Here is a 16528-nt window from a genome sequence, read left to right as displayed (position 1 = left end):
GGCTAGGCGCGACGCGGGATCAGGGCGCTTATTGTCGCCGAGAAGCGGTTTTCCATCAAATGGCGCGAGCGCGCTCGTTTGGGGCGCGTTTGCCTAGGCAGGTGCGTGGGCGGTGTGTAAAATCGTGCGCCACGCTATACAGGATCGAGGACGCCATGAGCGAATATTCCCTGTTTACCTCCGAATCCGTGTCCGAAGGGCATCCGGACAAGATCGCCGATCAGATTTCCGACGCCGTGCTCGATGCGATCATCGCACGCGACAAGCAGGCCCGCGTGGCCTGTGAAACGCTGGTCAAAACCGGCGTGGCGATCGTCGCCGGCGAAATCACCACCAATGCCTGGGTCGATCTCGAGGAGTTGGTGCGCAAGGTGATCCTGGATATCGGCTACAGTTCGTCCGATGTCGGCTTCGACGGCGAAACCTGTGGCGTGCTCAACCTGATCGGCAAGCAGAGTGTGGACATCGCCCAGGGCGTCGACCGCTCGAAGCCTGAAGATCAGGGCGCCGGCGATCAGGGCCTGATGTTCGGTTACGCGACCAACGAGACTACGTCCTACATGCCGGCGCCGATTCATTATGCGCATCGGCTGGTCGAGCGCCAGGCCGAGCTGCGCAAGAATGGCCTGCTGCCATGGCTGCGCCCCGACGCCAAGAGCCAGGTGTCGTTCCGCTACGGCGAAGATGGCAAACCGCATTCGGTAGAGGCGGTGGTGCTGTCGACCCAGCATGACCCCGACATCGATCAGGAAGACCTGCGCAAGATGGTCAAGCGCGAGATCATCGAGCAGGTGCTGCCGGCCGAGTGGCTGACCGAGACGACCCAGTACCACATCAACCCCACCGGCAAGTTCGTGATCGGCGGACCGGTGGGCGATTGTGGCCTGACCGGGCGCAAGATCATCGTCGACACCTACGGCGGCATGGCCCGTCACGGGGGTGGTGCGTTCTCCGGCAAGGATCCGTCCAAGGTCGATCGCAGTGCCGCCTATGCCGGGCGCTACGTGGCCAAGAACCTGGTCGCTGCCGGGCTCGCCGATAAGTGCGAGATTCAGGTTTCCTACGCGATCGGCGTCGCCGAACCGACCTCGGTGTCGATCGACACTTTCGGTACCGGGCGGGTGAGTGACGCCAAGATCATCGAGCTGGTGCGCGAGCATTTCGACCTGCGGCCTTTCGCGATTACCCGCATGCTCGACCTGCAACACCCGATGTACCAGCTTACCGCCGCCTACGGGCACTTCGGTCGCGAGCCGTTCGAGGCCAGCTACACCTGGAGCGACGTCAACGGCGAGCAGCACACCGAGACCTTTACGGCCTTCCCGTGGGAGAAGATCGACAAGGTCGATGCGCTCAGGCAGGCGGCCGGCCTCTAGCCGACGCACCTATTCGCGTTTCGAGGACAGAACGCCCCGCGCTGCGGGGCGTTCGTCGTTCTGGAGCTCATCGAACGCCGTTCGCTTATTGTGGTCACAGGATGTGAGAGGACTATACGAAGGTCGATAAGTCATCTACGCTGGAGGCAGCAATCGCTGTTTGCTAATCAAATGGATATGAGGAGTTGACCATGGATAAACGTAAAATTTCCCTGCTTGCCGCTCTTGCGCTATCGGGTGCCGTACTGGTCGGCTGCGGCGAGGATGAAGCCGAAACTCCACCGGCCAACGAACCGCCCGCCAGCGAAACCGGCGGTGGTGAAATGTCGGGCGGCGACGAGATGACCGGCGGTGATGAAATGTCGGGTGGCGACGAGATGTCCGGCGGTGGCGAAATGTCGAGCGATGATGCCATGTCCGGTGACGACGGCACCTCGGGTAGCATGAGTGGCGACACCGGTACCGACATGAGTCAAGGTGACGGCGGCTCGACAGGCGGCGACGCGATGGGCAATGGCCAGTCCCAGGACGACGCGATGAGCCAGGACGGTGAAATGCAGCAGGACGGCCAGAGCGGATCGCAAACCAGCACTGAAGACGCCCCGGAGGAAAGCACCCAGTAGCGTTCCGACCACGGCGTATCGCGCCGCTCCATACATTTTCGGAAACTCGGAAGGCGGCCATTCGTGGCCGCCTTCCTCGTGTCACGGCCATGCGCTGCAAAGGGCCGAGCCGCCCCCGATTGAAAAAAGGCCTGGCTTGTAGTGAACTGCCGATGTGGTCGATCGACGACCACGCCCTGTTGCTGCTGCCCGAGGGGCGCTGCAGCGCATGTGCCCACAATGGCCGTGCGCGAGGCTCGGGCAGGTTCGTGCAAATGCAACGGCGCCCATTCCCCGGGAATGGAGTATCACGATGACTGCCATGGCTAGTGCCGTCGCTCAGGATTACAAGGTCGCCGATATCGCCCTCGCCGACTGGGGCCGCCGCGAGATTCGCATCGCCGAGACCGAAATGCCGGCGCTGATGAAGATTCGCGCCAAGTACCGCGACCGGCAACCGCTCGCCGGCGCGCGCATCGCCGGCTGCATCCACATGACCATCCAGACCGCCGTGCTGATCGAGACGCTGATCGAACTCGGCGCCTCGGTGCGCTGGTCGTCGTGCAATATCTTCTCGACCCAGGATCACGCCGCCGCGGCGATCGCCGCCGCCGGCATCCCGGTGTTCGCCTGGAAGGGCGAGAGCGAGGAAGAGTTCTGGTGGTGCATCGAGCAGACCGTCGAAGGCGCCGATGGCTGGACGCCCAACATGATTCTCGACGATGGCGGCGATCTGACCGCGCTGCTCCACGACAAGCGTCCCGAGTTGCTCGACAACATTCATGGTATCTCCGAGGAGACCACCACCGGCGTGCATCGCCTGCAGGAAATGCTGCGCGACAGCACGCTCAGGGTGCCGGCGATCAACGTCAACGACGCGGTGACCAAGTCCAAGAACGACAACAAGTACGGCTGTCGCCACAGCCTCAACGATGCCATCAAGCGCGGGCTCGACCACCTGATGGCCGGCAAGCAGGCGCTGGTGGTCGGCTATGGCGATGTCGGCAAGGGTTCGGCGGCGTCGCTGCGCCAGGAAGGCATGATCGTCAAGGTCAGTGAGGTCGATCCGATCTGCGCCATGCAGGCGTGCATGGACGGCTATGAGCTGGTCTCGCCCTACGTCGATGGCATCAATCAGGGCGTGGCCAGCGTCGATCGCGACCTGCTCGGCAAGATCGACCTGGTGGTCACCTGCACCGGTAATGTCGATGCCTGCGACGCGCCGATGCTCAAGGCGCTGAAGAAGGGCGCGGTGGTGTGCAACATCGGCCACTTCGACAGCGAGATCGATACCGCCTACATGCGTCGCCAGTGGCACTGGGAGGAGGTCAAGCCACAGGTTCACAAGATCTACCGCGACAGCGATCCCGGCAATTTCGATCCGCAAAGCAACGACTATCTGATCCTGCTTTCCGAGGGCCGCCTGGTGAATCTAGGCAACGCCACCGGGCACCCGTCGCGAATCATGGATGGCTCGTTCGCCAACCAGGTATTGGCGCAGATCCACCTCTACGAGCGCCGCTACGCCGATCTTGCCGACGACGACAAGCCCGGTGGCCTGAGCCTGACCGTGCTGCCCAAGCATCTCGATGAGGAGGTCGCCCGCTACATGGTCGAGGGCTTCGGTGGGGTCATCACCCGGTTGACCGAAGAACAGGCCAAATACACCGGCGTGCCGGCCGACGGCCCCTTTAAACCGGATGAATATCGTTACTGAACCGCTTTCTCGTTGCCATGCTCAGCGCCGCCCCCGGGGCGGTGTTTCTATCGATGCACGAAGCCAGCTCGGTCAGGCGTTGTAGAGAGGTGGCGAGCTATCTCGAAGCGCCCAACCGCAGTCTCAGAGTCTTGCTATCCGCGCTGCCGGAATGCTCCTGGCTCGCGGACTGCTTGCCGGGCCGCGCTCCGGGTTCATGGCCTTCGGAGAGATCCTGGATGATCGGGCAATCCGGCTTGTGATCGCCATGGCAGGTCTCGGCGAGATGCGTGAGCGTTTCCCGCATGGCCTGCAGCCCTTTGATCTTCTCCTCGAGTTCCTCGACATGGGCCAACGCGACGGCTTTCACGTCGGCGCTGGCCCGGCTCCTGTCCTGCCACAGCGCCAACAGCTCACGCATCTGCTCGACCGAGAAGCCCAGGCTGCGGGCGCGCTGGATGAACTTCAGCGAATGCACATCGGTTTGTGAGTAGACGCGGTAGCCCGACTCCGTTCGCGCGACCGGGGGAATCAATCCGACGCTCTCGTAGTAGCGAATCATCTTGGCGGAAACCCCGGATATTCTTGCCGCTTGCCCGATATTCATGGTGATCTCCCGGTTTCGGCGTTTGAACGTTGGCGGTTCATCTAAAAAGCTAGTTACCCATCGCTTCCAGCGCGACCGGCTCATTGCGTCCGGCGTCCTCGTCGCCGCCCATGGGCGGCGTGAAGCGGTGCAGGCGCAAGGCGTTGCCCAGCACGAACAGGCTGGACAGCGCCATGGCCGCGGCGGCGAAGATGGGTGACAACAGTATCCCATAGGCCGGATACAGCGCCCCGGCCGCCACGGGAATGAGCGCGGCGTTATAGGCGAAGGCCCAGAACAGGTTCTGCTTGATGTTGGCGATGGTGGCCTGGGAAAGGCCGATGGCATTGGGCACGTTGCGCAGATCGCCGGACATGAGCACCACGTCGGCACTTTCGATGGCCACGTCGGTGCCCGTGCCGATGGCCAGACCGACGTCCGCCTCGGCCAGCGCCGGGGCGTCGTTGATGCCATCGCCGACGAAGGCCAGCTTGCGCCCACCTTCGCGCAGGCGCTTGATGGCATCGACCTTGCCATCCGGCAACACCTCGGCGATGACCTCGTCGATCCCCAGCCGGCGCGCAATGGCCTCAGCGGTGCGCCGGTTGTCGCCGGTGATCATGGCCACGCGCAGGCCAAGCTTGTGCAACGTGATGATGGCGCCCGGCGTGGTCTCCTTGATCGGGTCGGCGACGGCGATGATCGCCGCCAGACGACCATCGATCGCCGCGTACAGCGGTGTCTTGCCCTCGTCCGCCAGGCGACTGGCCGTATCGGCGAAAGAGGCGACGTCCAATCCCAGTCGGGTCATGAAGCGATCGGCGCCGATTTCGACGACTCGTGAATCAACCTTGGCCGAGACGCCGTAGCCGGGTGTCGCCTCGAAATCGCTGGCGCGGGACAACGTGCTGCCCGATGCGCGCGCCGCCGCGACGATGGCCTCGGCGACCGGGTGTTCCGAGTGCGCTTCGACCGCGGCAACAGTGGCCAGCACGTCGTCGCGTTCGAATCCCTCGGCAACCACCAGGTCGGTCAGCTCGGGGCGGCCCTTGGTCAGGGTGCCGGTCTTGTCCAGCGCGATCGTGTCGACGCCACGCAGGCTCTGCAGCGCCTCGCCCTTGCGGAACAGCACGCCCAGTTCGGCGGCGCGGCCGGTGGCCACCATGATCGAGGTCGGCGTGGCCAGGCCCATGGCGCATGGGCAGGCGATGATCAGCACGGCCACCGCATTGATCAGCGCGAAGGTCAGCGCCGGAGCGGGGCCGAAGATCAGCCAGATACCGAAGGTCAATGCCGCAACCGCCAGCACGGCCGGCACGAAGTAGCCGGTGACCCGGTCGACCAGGGTCTGAATCGGCAGTTTCGAGCCCTGTGCCGCCTCGACCATGCGAATGATCTGGGCCAGCATGGTGTCGCCGCCGACCTTGGTCGCGCGAAACGCGAAGCTGCCGGTCTTGTTGAGCGTGCCGCCCACGACCTCCATGCCCTCGGTCTTGCGCACCGGCACCGGTTCGCCGCTGATCATCGACTCGTCGAGATACGACGCGCCTTCGGTCACCTCGCCGTCGACCGGCACCTTCTCGCCAGGGCGAACCTGGACGATATCGCCGGCCCGGACCTCATCGAGCGCGACCTCGATGGTCTCGCCACCGCGGATCACGCGGGCGGTCTTGGCCTGCAGGCTCATCAAGCGCTTGATCGCCTCGCTGGTGCGGCCCTTGCTCAACGCCTCCATGTAGCGCCCGATCAGGATCAGCGTGACGATCATCGCCGAGGCTTCATAGTAGACGTTCACCGTGCCTTCGGGCAGCACCGAGGGCAGGAAGGTCGCCACCAGCGAATAGCCATAGGCGGCGCTGGTGCCGAGCATGACCAGCGAGTTCATGTCGGGGCCGCCACGCATCAACGCCGGCCAGCCCTTACGATAGAAACGCAACCCCGGCCCGAACTGGACGAGGCTGGCGAGCACGAAGAACAGATAGAAGAGATTCTGCTGGCCCAGCGAGCCCATCAGCCATTCATGCAACCCGCCCCAGACGTGGCTACCCATTTCCAGGACGAAGATCGGCAGGGTGGCCGCTGCCGCCAGCAGGATGCCACGCTTGAGTGAGGCGAGCTCTTCTTCCCGAGCCCGCGCCTGACGATCGCCGCCAGCGTCATCGCCGATACGCCGCGCTTCGTAACCTGCGGAGCGCACCGCGTCCTCCAGGGTCGCCGCGTCGACCAGCCCAGCGAGGTAGCGCACCTGGGCCTTTTCGGTGGCCAGGTTGACCTGCGCTTCCACGACGCCAGGAACCCCATCCAGAGCCTTTTCGATGCGCCCCACGCACGACGCGCAGCTCATACCCTCGATGGTCAACTCGAGCGACTCGGTGATGACTTCGTAACCCGCCTTGGCCACCGCCTCCTTGAGAACAGCCGGCTCGGGCATGGAGGAGACAGTGATATCTGCACGCTCGGTGGCGAGATTGACGCTGGCGGTCTCGATCTGGGGGAGACCCTGGAGCGCTTTCTCGACGCGCCCGACACAGGATGCGCAATTCATGCCGGCGATAGCGAGGCTCAACTGGCCGCTCCGGGAAGACGCTTCCGAGCTGGTCGGTGTCTTCACGTCGTTGTCGTGCAAAGTATTTACCGAAGCCATGGTGGCGAATCCTCGCTGGCTAGGAATGGATTACGCCGAACTGTCGACCTTCCAACGATGGGAAGGTCAAGCCTCGGTTCGAAATGACGTAAAGGCGTTTTTGAGCGACGTGGAATTTTAGCGGGGTGACTTGACCTTGCCATCATGGGAATCCCTAACCTGACAATTCGTCAACCTGTGGGTAATACTCGGATCGTTGACACCTCGCGCTATAAAAAAACACAGGTAGACGTCATGCATACGACGAATCTCGAGCCCTGGAAACACGATCACACCTTCGGCCAGGACAGCCCCCAGGCCGGCGAGCGCCGAACGTTGCTGGTCGTAGCGATCACCCTAGTCACTATGGGCATCGAGATCGCCGCCGGGGTCGCCTTCGGTTCCATGGCGCTGTTGGCCGATGGGTTGCACATGGGCTCGCATGCGCTGGGTCTGGGCATTGCGGCCTTCGCCTACATCTATGCGCGCCGGCACGCACGCAACCCCGAATTCTCCTTTGGCACGGGCAAGGTCAATTCACTGGGCGGGTTCACCGGGGCGCTGCTGCTCGTCGGATTCGCCGTGATCATGGCCTGGGAGAGCATCGAGCGGGCCATCAGTCCGGTCGCCATTCAGTTCGATTGGGCGATTGCGGTGGCCATCGCGGGGCTCGCAATCAACGTCCTGTGTGCGCTAATCCTCGGCGGCCACGGCCTTGCTCATCGGCCGCATCATGACCATGACCACGACCACGCCATTCGCCCCGGCGAGGATCACAACCTGCGTGCCGCCTATCTGCATGTGATCGTCGACGCCATGACCTCCGTGCTGGCGATCGTGGCGCTGCTCGTCGGCAAGTATGCCGGTGCCGTCTGGCTCGATCCCGCCATCGGCCTATTGGGTGCCGCGTTAGTCATTCGCTGGGCGTGGCTGCTGTTGAAGGACACCAGCGGCGTACTGCTCGATCGCCGCAGCGACCCATCGGTGCGCGCCCAGGTGCGCGAGGCGATCGAGGGCGAAGGCGATGATCGGATCGCCGATTTGCATGTCTGGCAGATCGGCCCCGGGATTCATGCGGCGGCCCTGAGCGTGGTGACCCACCAACCGCGGGAGCCCTCGTACTACAAGGAATGCATTCCCCGGCATGCGGGCGTGGTCCACACCACGATCGAGGTGCAACGTTGTGATTGAAGCCATTACTGGTAGGAACGGTGTCGATGGCTATTGCAATCTGGCCGTGCCTGCCGTCGCGGCCTTGGCCGACTACGCTGGGTAGTGCAATGGTTGCTTGCGACTCAACGGAGGTGAGGAGGCTGGATCATGGAAACACGCAAGTTCGTACTGGCTGCCACGCTCGAGCCGACACCGGAAAATGCCACCACCGGCCAGACCCATGAGGGCCAGGCAGCCGAAGAGCAAGGGGCGGAAGAGAACACCCAATAACGCGCTGGAAACCCCGTCAGCCGGCCGCGCCTGGCCTGACGCCGCCTGCCAAGGCAGCGCTTTCATGTGCTTGTGCCCGAGACGTTTCGGCAAGGAAGCTTTCCCATGCTCGAACTGATCGCGATCATCGTTTCGCTTACGGCAATACTCGCCTGGTTCAACCATCAGTTCATCCACCTGCCCACCACCATCGGTGTCATGGCCATTGCCCTGGCCCTGTCCTGGGGCATGCATGGCCTGGCGTGGTTGGGGCTGTCCGCCATCGAAAACCAGGCCGAGTCCCTGATATCGCGTATCGACTTCAATGAGCTGTTGATGGATGGCATGCTCTCGCTGCTGCTGTTCGCGGGCGCCCTGCACATCGATCTCGATCGGTTGCGGCACTACCGCTGGTCGATAGGCTTTCTGGCCACGCTGGGCGTGGTGATCTCGACCCTGATCATCGGCTCGGCAGCCTACGCCCTGCTTGGCGCCTTCGGCTTCGCGGTGCCCTGGATGTACTGCCTGGTATTCGGTGCGCTGATTTCGCCGACCGACCCCATCGCGGTGCTGGGCATTCTGCGCAAGGCGAATGCGCCGGTGGATCTCGAACTGCGCATCGTCGGCGAGTCGCTGTTCAATGACGGTGTCGCCGTGGTGGTCTTCACGCTGTTGCTCGGCGCCGCCTCGGGCGACGAGGCGCTGACTTTCATGCACGCCGGCAAGCTGTTCCTGCAGGAAGCGGGAGGCGGCATACTGCTGGGGCTGGCCATCGGTACCCTGGCCTACTGGCTGATGCGCAGCATCGACGAGTACCGCATCGAAGTGCTCATTTCGCTGGCCGTGGTATTGGGCGGCTACTCCCTGGCGCTGCATCTGCATATCTCGGGCCCCATCGCCATGGTGGTGGCCGGCCTGCTGGTCGGCAACAAGGCACGCCAGAGCGCGATGTCGGATACTACGCGCGAGCATCTCGATGCCTTCTGGGAACTCATCGACGAGATTCTCAACACGCTACTCTTCGTGCTCATCGGTCTCGAGGTCCTGCTGATCCCCTTCGAGCTGGCGCATCTCTGGGTCGGCGCCGGGTTGGTGATGACCATTCTCGTGGTGCGTTTCACGATCATCGGCGGACCGGTCATGCTGCTACGCGATCAGTTGGGATTTCGGCGCGGCGCAGTGCGGATCCTGACGTGGGGCGGCCTGCGCGGAGGCATCTCGGTCGCTCTGGCGCTGGCCTTGCCGGACGGTGAGACGCGCGATGTCCTGCTGACAGTGACCTACCTGATCGTGCTGTTCTCGATTTTTGTCCAAGGGCTGACCATCGGACGTGTTGTGACCCGGGTGCTCGGTGGGCAGAAGGAGTGAGACGCGCGAGGCCTGCCAACGGCCTCGTTGGGTAACTCGATGATACCGCCGCCTGCGGGCGATTTTTTGCATGGCCGCCGGGATATTCAGCCTGGTTTCAGCCTACCTTCGCATACTGGCCGCCACTCTACGTGCTCCGATTCTCTCTCATCAGGAACCGTGTCATGGCATCTTCTCCCGTATCCACGCTGTCCCGGCGCCAGTTGCTCAAGGTCGCCTCCGCGCTGGGCTTGTCCACCGCCGCGCTGGGCCTGCGTCCCGCCTGGGCCAATCCCGCCGGGCTAGGCAACGTTTATCCGCAGGGGATTGAGCAGGGCCGCGAGATTTCTCTCGCGGTACGCCGCGAGACGCTGCCGATCGCGGGCAGGCGCACCAGCGCCATCACACTCAACGGTACCAGCCCCGGCCCGCTGATTCGCCTGCGCGAAGGCCGGGATGCGGTGCTGAAGGTCACCAACCTGCTCGACGAGGATACCTCGGTACATTGGCACGGCATCATCCTGCCGGCGGAGATGGATGGCGTGCCGGGGCTCAGCTTCGCGGGCATCGCGCCGGGCGAGACGTTCACCGCGCGCTTTCCCGTCAATCAGAACGGCACCTACTGGTATCACAGCCACTCGGGGCTTCAGGAGCAGGTCGGTCACGTCGGCCCGCTGGTCATCGATGCCGCCGAGCCCGAACCGTTTTCCTACGATCGCGAGCACGTGCTGCTGCTAACCGATTGGACCTACGAAGATCCCATGGAGGTCTTCCGACATTTGAAAGTGGCCGAGGGGTACTACAACGACCAGCAGCGCACCATTGGCGATTTCTTCGCTGACGTGGCAAAGAACGGTTTCGCCGATACCCTGGCCCAGCGCACGATGTGGGCCGAGATGCGCATGAGCTCGCGCGACATCGCCGACGTGACCGGCAGCACCTACACCTACCTGATGAATGGCCATGCGCCCGGTGATAACTGGACGGCGCTGTTCAAACCGGGCGAGCGGGTGCGACTGCGCGTGATCAATGGCTCGGCGATGAGCTATTTCGATGTGCGCATCCCCGGCTTGAAGATGACCGTGGTCGCCGCCGATGGCCAGCCGGTTCAGCCGGTGCCCGTCGAGGAGTTCCGCATCGCGGTGGCCGAGACCTACGACGTGCTCGTCGAGCCCGAGTCGGACCACGCCTACACGCTATTCGCCGAGTCCATGGACCGCAGCGGCTATGCGCGAGGCACCCTGGCGCCCCGTCTGGGCATGGTCGCCCCCGTACCCGAGCTGCGCAGGATCGACGACCGCGGCATGGAGGCGATGGTCGCGCATGGTGGTATGGCCATGGCGGGCATGGATCACTCCAATATGAGTGGCAACATGCAAGGCATGGAGTATTCCGCCATGGATGGCATGCAGGGCATGGACCATTCGAGCATGGATCACTCCTCCATGGATGACATGCAGGGTATGGACCACTCCGGAATGAATGGCGGCATACAAGGCATGGATCACTCCGCTGGAGGCAGCACCCTACTGCCGGCAGGAGCGGTGCAGTCCGGCTCGCGCTACGATGAGCCCGGCATAGGCTTCGATAGCACCGAGCGCCGCGTGTTGGTCTACAGCGATCTCAGGGCCTATGCGCCCTGGCCGGACCGGCGCCCGCCCAGGCGCGAACTCGAACTGCAGCTGACCGGCAACATGGAGCGCTACATGTGGTCGTTCGATGGCAAGAAGTTCAGCGAAGTCGACGGCCCCATCCATTTCGAACATGGCGAGCGGCTGCGCCTGATCCTGGTCAACACCACCATGATGGAGCACCCCATTCACCTGCACGGGATGTGGATGGAACTGGAGAACGGCAACGAACTGATACCGCGCAAGCATACCCTCAACGTCAAGCCCGGCGAACGCGTATCGGCCCTGATCAGCGCCGATGCACCGGGAAGCTGGGCGTTCCACTGTCACCTGCTCTACCACATGGATGCCGGCATGTTCCGCGTCGTCAAGGTCGCCTGAGGAGCCAACCGATGAACAACAGAACGCCTCTGATGGCGGTCGCGTCCCTGGCCGCAATGACGTTCGCCGCAAGTGGGTATGCCGAGGACGGTTATGACGCTCCCCCGGGCTGGGGCACGCCGATGACGGAGCACTATTTCGGCAAGTTTCTCGTCGACCGCCTGGAGTACGTCTGGGCCGATGACAACGAAGAGGCCGTGGCGTGGGATTTTCAGGGCTGGTATGGCGGTGACTTTCACCGCGTGTATATCAAGGGCGAGGGCGAGAACGTGCAGGGCGACGACGAGGGTGCCGAGTTCGAGTCGCTCGATCTACTCTACAGTTATCTGATCGCCGACTTCTGGGAGCTCCAGGGCGGCATCGGCTATCAGGGCGGTATCGCATCCGGCGATCATCCCGAGCGAATCTTCGCCGTGCTGGGCCTGATGGGCACGGCGCCGTATCGTATCGAGGTGGATGCCTCGCTGCGGGTCAGCGATGACGGCGATATCTCGGCGGATCTGGAAGCGGAATACAACCTGCGCCTGACGCAACGAACCTACCTGCAGCCGCGCATGGAGGTCGCGGTGGCGGCGAGCGAGGTCGAGGAGTTTGGCGTCGGCGAAGGGTTGAATTCCACCCGTGTGGGCTTGCGGCTACGCTATGAAATCACCCGCGAGTTCGCGCCCTATGTCGGCGCCTATTGGCAAAAGCAATACGGCGATACCGCCGACATGACGCGCGACGATGGTGACTCGACGGAAGGTGCCGGCGTTGTCGCTGGCGTTCGGATGTGGTTCTAGACAGTGGGTGACACCCCTTTTGGGAGAATAAGATGAAACTGGTTTACGGTGTGATTCTAGCCCTGATCGCCTTAGCCGCTGGGGGCGTCGCCTTCGTCTATAGCGGGGTCTATGATGTGGCGGCGAGTGACGAACATACTCCATTAGGGGAATGGGTGATCCATACCACGATGCATAACTCCATCGAGTCGCAGGCCAGCGATGTTACCGTTCCCGACCTCGATGGCCGTGACATGGTTGCGCAGGGGGCGCGAGCCTACGATGCCCTCTGTGCTGCCTGCCATCTAAAACCCGGGCTCGAGGAGACGGCCCTGCGCGCCGGTCTCAATCCGATGCCCCCCGCCCTGACACAACCGATTCACTGGGGGCCGGCCGCTCAGTTCTGGATCGTCAAGCACGGCATCAAGATGACCGGCATGCCTGCCTGGGGGGCTACTCATGAAGATGGAGAGCTCTGGGAGATCGTGGCGTTCCTGCAGCAACTGCCCGAGCTCTCCGAGCAGGAATATGCCGCGCTGGTGAATCCGGGCGATTCACCCTCAGGCGAGCGAGCCGGCGAAGGACACGCCCGGAATGATGGCCATGACCACACCCATGGCGACATGAGCGGGATGATGGGCGACTCATCCAAACAGGCGGCCGCCTCGCATAGCGACATGGACGGGATGGATTCGTCGATCTCAGGCGCTGCCCAGGAGACCGGGAAGAAAGGCAGCAGCGACCACTACGCCGATGGCCATACTCACTGAGGTGTAGCCAGAGAGGTACGCATGCGCCTGTTACTCGTCGAGGACGACGACCTGTTGGCCGAGAGCCTGGCGGAAACCCTGGAGGACGAAGGATACCGCGTCGATATCGCCGCGCGGGTGCGTGATGCGCGGTCCTTGATGGCTAGCGAGGATTACAGCCTGGTGATCCTCGATTTGGGCCTGCCCGATGGTTCCGGCCTCGAGTTGCTGGAGCACTGGCGCAACGAGAGACGGCAATTGCCGATACTGGCTCTGACGGCACGCGATAGCTGGGAGGATAAGGTTATCGGTCTACGGCGCGGCGCGGATGACTATCTCACCAAGCCCTATCATGAGGCGGAATTGCTAGCCAGGCTGCATGCCTTGTTACGTCGCGGCACTGGTGCCCAGGGAGCGGCGCTGAGCGTGAACGGCGTCATGCTCGATGAAGTATCCCAACGGGTGTGCCGGAGTGGCGAGGGCTGGGAGCCGTTGACCGCTACCGAATTCTGTCTGCTGCGCTACCTGATGCGCCATCCTGACCGGGTGCATTCGAAATCCCGCCTGCTCGATCAACTCTACGCGCTACAACAAGACGCCGCGGCGCCCAACCTGGTCGAAGTCTATATTGGCCGGTTACGGCGCCTATTGGGTAAGGATTGCATCCAAACGCGTCGCGGGCAGGGTTATGTCTTTCCTTCACATTGACCGAAGAAGTTTGCGTATACACCTTTTGAGCCGGTTGGGATTGGTGGCGCTGGTGGTGGTGGGCGTGGCCTGGTTACTGCATGGCATGCTGCTGAGCGATCTGGCCCGCGATTTTCTCGGCGAGCGGCTGCGCCAGGAAGCGCAATACACGATCCAGAGACTTAAGCGACACCAACCGCTGGTCTCGCCCGGGGTGGCATCCGGTTCTCCGGCCTCGCAGGTGTTTCATCACCTTTACCTGCTGCGCCTGGATGGCGAGATCACCACGTCTCACCCGCGCTGGAAAGAACCCTTGACGCCGCTGCTTGACTCAGCCAACGAGGCACTGATTGATATCCACTGGCAAGGCCGGCATCTGCTCGTCTACCGCCAGGCATTTACCATCGATGGTCAGGCCGGTGTGCTGCTGATTGCGGAAGACTACGAGTCGGTGGAGTCCGGACTCGATAGCCTGCATTGGTGGGTTGGCGGTGCTGCGGGCCTGCTCCTGCTGCTGCTGATTCTACTCAACCTGATTGCCGTCAATCGTAGCCTGCGCCCGTTATCGCGTTTGCAGGGCCAACTCGCCGAGTTTCAGGCGGGTCAACGGGAGCGCCTCGATCTCAAAGCGCCCTCCGAACTGGATGGCCTGCTCTATCAGTTGAATCATTTCATGGATGAATTGCAGCGCAGACTCAATCGATCGCGCGAAGCGGTAGCCAATCTTTCGCATACGCTGCATACACCCTTGGCTGCCGTTACCCAGGTATTACGCGGCAGGCGTCCCATCGACGACCATCGTCGCCGGCAAATGCTGGCCAGGCTCGAAGGCATGCAGGCGCAGTTACACTCCGAACTGCGTCGGGCACGTTTTGCTGGCCCAGGTAGCGGCCAGCACGCGGTCGTCGTGCGCGAGGCCGAAGCGCTGATCGACATGCTGGGAACGCTATATCCCGACAAGCGCTTCGAACTGCAGACGTCTCTGGCAGCGCATTACACGATGGCAATAGAACGGCAGGATTTGAGCGAAATACTGGGTATCGTGCTGGATAATGCCGGCAAGTGGGCACGCAGGGATATCGTTTGCCGTCTGTACGCGAATAATGGACTGAAGATCGAAATCGAAGACGATGGTCCCGGCGTAGAACCTTCCGAGCTATCGCAACTCGGCCAGCGAGGCTCCCGCCTCGATGAAAGCACGCCGGGGCATGGTCTAGGGTTGGCCATATTGAAACAGTTGATCGACCAATATGCGGGAAAACTGGCCTTTCTTACATCGCGAGGGGGCGGCCTCCGCGTACATATTCAACTCCCCGGTTAGTGGCCGGCTGGAAAATGGTGGCGAATCTTCTTGCCGCCAACACATTCACGCCTGTGCGCGCTGCCCGCACGACAGCCAAGAGGCTGACCTTCCACAAGCTTGTTAGCCTGAAAATTTAAAGAAGACTATCGTTTGCTTCGCGGCCTCGCCTGGGTGGGCAACCCAGGCACGTTTGAGCCCGCTATCGAATCCAGCTTGCATTCAGGAAAACGTGCTAGTTTGATACGTTATGGATGGCTGAATGGGATTTCGGCCATCCACGGCAGGTTGAACGCTGTCGTAGGGCAGGAAAGATTCTGCCTTAGGCTGTGTCAGCGATACGAGGGATATGTATGAAGCTGCTCACGCTTCTCGTTATTAGGCTCATTCATCGGCGACGGACTCGCGGCGTAGTGGCTGTCCATGCGCCATCGGAGCGTGGTTCCTTGGAGTCGGGCTTCCTGACACCCACGCCGGGAACAGTGGCCACGTTCGCTATCACGCCCTGCATTTCTGCCAATTGTCTTGGCATAGGGGATCGCGAATGAGCCCAACAATACACCGGGAACAGGCTGGTACTACCCAGCTCGATATCGTCGCCATCGTGCCGGCACGCGGTGGCAGTAAGCGGCTACCAAGAAAGAACATCCTGCCCCTGGCCGGCAAACCGCTGATTCAATGGACCCTGGACGCCGCGAAGGCCTCGGGCGTAATCAGCCTGGTCGTTGTGACCACGGACGACGACGACGTGCTGGATATCGCCGACCGCGCTCGGGTCGAGACCATCCGTCGCCCCGATGAGCTCGCCAGCGACACCGCCACGACCGTGGACACGGTCCTGCATGCCCTGGACACCCTGGCCGAGCAGGGCATCACGTCACGGCGTGTAATGTTGTTGCAGCCGACATCTCCACTGCGAAGGGTCCAGGACATCAAGGCGGCGGTAGAGAGAATGGATGCCACCGGGGCGAGCAGTGTCATTTCAGTGTGTGAAATGGAACACCCGCCATTGTGGTGCAATACGCTGCCTCGAGATGGCAGCCTGGATGAATTTCTAAAGCCGGTGATGGAAGGCAGGAGGAGTCAGGATCTGCCAGTGTTCTATCGCTTGAATGGTGCAATATACCTGGTTGATACGAATAAGTTTCATCACCAGAAAACTTTCGGTGTCACGCCGAGCTTTTCTATCATAATGGACAAGAAAGCATCGATAGATATTGATGATGATTTTGATTTTCTGGTCGCTGGCGCTTTTCTTTCCCTTGGTGTTTCGAAAGACAATGACTAGTCTTCGCTCGACCACGATATGAACGATGTTGTGACTGAAATATAGACTGTTGCGCACACTATTCCGGCTCGTTACGTCA

The 16528-nt window shown here is 62.2% G+C and carries 14 protein-coding genes and 1 riboswitch; of the genes, 12 read left to right on the top strand and 2 right to left on the bottom strand.

What is annotated here, in order from left to right; genetic code table 11:
- The first annotated feature begins 155 nt into the window (after positions 1-155).
- From metK to ahcY, 3 genes are all read left to right on the top strand, one after another.
- On the top strand, positions 156-1376 hold the full coding sequence (metK, locus tag BLR92_RS08805) for a methionine adenosyltransferase (RefSeq protein ID WP_089727640.1): 1221 nt from the start codon (positions 156-158) through the stop codon (positions 1374-1376).
- Positions 1377-1567: 191 nt separating this feature from the next.
- Positions 1568-1999 (top strand): hypothetical protein, encoded by a 432-nt coding sequence (locus BLR92_RS08800; RefSeq protein ID WP_089727638.1) that lies wholly within the window; start codon positions 1568-1570, stop codon positions 1997-1999.
- A gap of 185 nt (positions 2000-2184) precedes the next feature.
- Positions 2185-2274, top strand: a riboswitch (S-adenosyl-L-homocysteine riboswitch).
- A gap of 17 nt (positions 2275-2291) precedes the next feature.
- Entirely contained in the window at positions 2292-3695 is a 1404-nt protein-coding gene (gene ahcY / locus BLR92_RS08795; protein WP_175488763.1) for an adenosylhomocysteinase, read from the top strand.
- 97 nt (positions 3696-3792) lie between these two features.
- Here ahcY and cueR read toward each other — a convergent pair whose 3' ends face one another.
- Together cueR and BLR92_RS08785 are read right to left on the bottom strand one after the other, a co-directional pair.
- Entirely contained in the window at positions 3793-4281 is a 489-nt protein-coding gene (gene cueR, locus BLR92_RS08790; RefSeq protein WP_089727636.1) for a Cu(I)-responsive transcriptional regulator, read from the bottom strand.
- A gap of 49 nt (positions 4282-4330) precedes the next feature.
- Positions 4331-6904: a heavy metal translocating P-type ATPase gene (locus BLR92_RS08785; protein ID WP_089727634.1), complete on the bottom strand. Its 2574-nt coding sequence runs from the start codon at positions 6902-6904 to the stop codon at positions 4331-4333.
- A gap of 234 nt (positions 6905-7138) precedes the next feature.
- Here BLR92_RS08785 and dmeF point away from each other — a divergent pair, with 234 nt between their 5' ends.
- The 9 genes from dmeF (at position 7139) to BLR92_RS08745 (ending at position 16449) form a co-directional block, all read left to right on the top strand.
- Positions 7139-8074 carry a CDF family Co(II)/Ni(II) efflux transporter DmeF gene (dmeF, locus tag BLR92_RS08780; protein WP_089727631.1) on the top strand — a complete coding sequence of 312 codons (936 nt, stop codon included), beginning with the start codon at positions 7139-7141 and terminating at the stop codon, positions 8072-8074.
- Between the two features lie 129 nt (positions 8075-8203).
- The gene (locus tag BLR92_RS20075; RefSeq protein WP_281242908.1) at positions 8204-8326 is read left to right on the top strand and encodes a hypothetical protein; all 123 of its coding nucleotides are present in this window, start codon (positions 8204-8206) and stop codon (positions 8324-8326) included.
- Positions 8327-8431: 105 nt separating this feature from the next.
- Positions 8432-9673, top strand: a complete 1242-nt coding sequence (locus tag BLR92_RS08775) for a cation:proton antiporter (RefSeq protein WP_089727629.1) — start codon at positions 8432-8434, stop codon at positions 9671-9673.
- A 164-nt stretch (positions 9674-9837) separates the two neighbouring features.
- Positions 9838-11664, top strand: a complete 1827-nt coding sequence (locus BLR92_RS08770) for a copper resistance system multicopper oxidase (protein WP_089727627.1) — start codon at positions 9838-9840, stop codon at positions 11662-11664.
- An 11-nt stretch (positions 11665-11675) separates the two neighbouring features.
- On the top strand, positions 11676-12446 hold the full coding sequence (locus tag BLR92_RS08765) for a copper resistance protein B (RefSeq protein WP_089727625.1): 771 nt from the start codon (positions 11676-11678) through the stop codon (positions 12444-12446).
- A gap of 32 nt (positions 12447-12478) precedes the next feature.
- Positions 12479-13195 (top strand): c-type cytochrome, encoded by a 717-nt coding sequence (locus BLR92_RS08760; RefSeq protein WP_089727623.1) that lies wholly within the window; start codon positions 12479-12481, stop codon positions 13193-13195.
- A gap of 21 nt (positions 13196-13216) precedes the next feature.
- Positions 13217-13882, top strand: coding sequence for a response regulator transcription factor (locus BLR92_RS08755; RefSeq protein ID WP_089727621.1), 666 nt, complete (start codon positions 13217-13219; stop codon positions 13880-13882).
- Positions 13883-13892: 10 nt separating this feature from the next.
- On the top strand, positions 13893-15182 hold the full coding sequence (locus BLR92_RS08750; protein WP_245704152.1) for a sensor histidine kinase: 1290 nt from the start codon (positions 13893-13895) through the stop codon (positions 15180-15182).
- A gap of 523 nt (positions 15183-15705) precedes the next feature.
- A complete protein-coding gene (locus BLR92_RS08745; protein WP_089727617.1) occupies positions 15706-16449 on the top strand; it encodes an acylneuraminate cytidylyltransferase family protein in 744 nt (247 codons plus the stop codon).
- Positions 16450-16528 lie beyond the last annotated feature (79 nt).

The sequence above is a fragment of the Modicisalibacter muralis genome (genome assembly GCF_900102945.1).
In the GTDB taxonomy this organism is placed as follows: Bacteria; Pseudomonadota; Gammaproteobacteria; order Pseudomonadales; family Halomonadaceae; genus Modicisalibacter; species Modicisalibacter muralis.
Note: the sequence above shows the minus strand (reverse complement) of the source record. Positions and strands in the feature narration are given on the sequence as shown.

What these genes read in the sequence shown, in the direction of transcription:
- metK (WP_089727640.1), top strand. Translation starts at nt 156, where the DNA reads ATGAGCGAATATTCCCTGTTTACCTCCGAATCCGTGTCCGAAGGGCAT.
- BLR92_RS08800 (WP_089727638.1), top strand. Translation starts at nt 1,568, where the DNA reads ATGGATAAACGTAAAATTTCCCTGCTTGCCGCTCTTGCGCTATCGGGT.
- ahcY (WP_175488763.1), top strand. Translation starts at nt 2,292, where the DNA reads ATGACTGCCATGGCTAGTGCCGTCGCTCAGGATTACAAGGTCGCCGAT.
- cueR (WP_089727636.1), bottom strand. Translation starts at nt 4,281, where the DNA reads ATGAATATCGGGCAAGCGGCAAGAATATCCGGGGTTTCCGCCAAGATG.
- BLR92_RS08785 (WP_089727634.1), bottom strand. Translation starts at nt 6,904, where the DNA reads ATGGCTTCGGTAAATACTTTGCACGACAACGACGTGAAGACACCGACC.
- dmeF (WP_089727631.1), top strand. Translation starts at nt 7,139, where the DNA reads ATGCATACGACGAATCTCGAGCCCTGGAAACACGATCACACCTTCGGC.
- BLR92_RS20075 (WP_281242908.1), top strand. Translation starts at nt 8,204, where the DNA reads ATGGAAACACGCAAGTTCGTACTGGCTGCCACGCTCGAGCCGACACCG.
- BLR92_RS08775 (WP_089727629.1), top strand. Translation starts at nt 8,432, where the DNA reads ATGCTCGAACTGATCGCGATCATCGTTTCGCTTACGGCAATACTCGCC.
- BLR92_RS08770 (WP_089727627.1), top strand. Translation starts at nt 9,838, where the DNA reads ATGGCATCTTCTCCCGTATCCACGCTGTCCCGGCGCCAGTTGCTCAAG.
- BLR92_RS08765 (WP_089727625.1), top strand. Translation starts at nt 11,676, where the DNA reads ATGAACAACAGAACGCCTCTGATGGCGGTCGCGTCCCTGGCCGCAATG.
- BLR92_RS08760 (WP_089727623.1), top strand. Translation starts at nt 12,479, where the DNA reads ATGAAACTGGTTTACGGTGTGATTCTAGCCCTGATCGCCTTAGCCGCT.
- BLR92_RS08755 (WP_089727621.1), top strand. Translation starts at nt 13,217, where the DNA reads ATGCGCCTGTTACTCGTCGAGGACGACGACCTGTTGGCCGAGAGCCTG.
- BLR92_RS08745 (WP_089727617.1), top strand. Translation starts at nt 15,706, where the DNA reads ATGAGCCCAACAATACACCGGGAACAGGCTGGTACTACCCAGCTCGAT.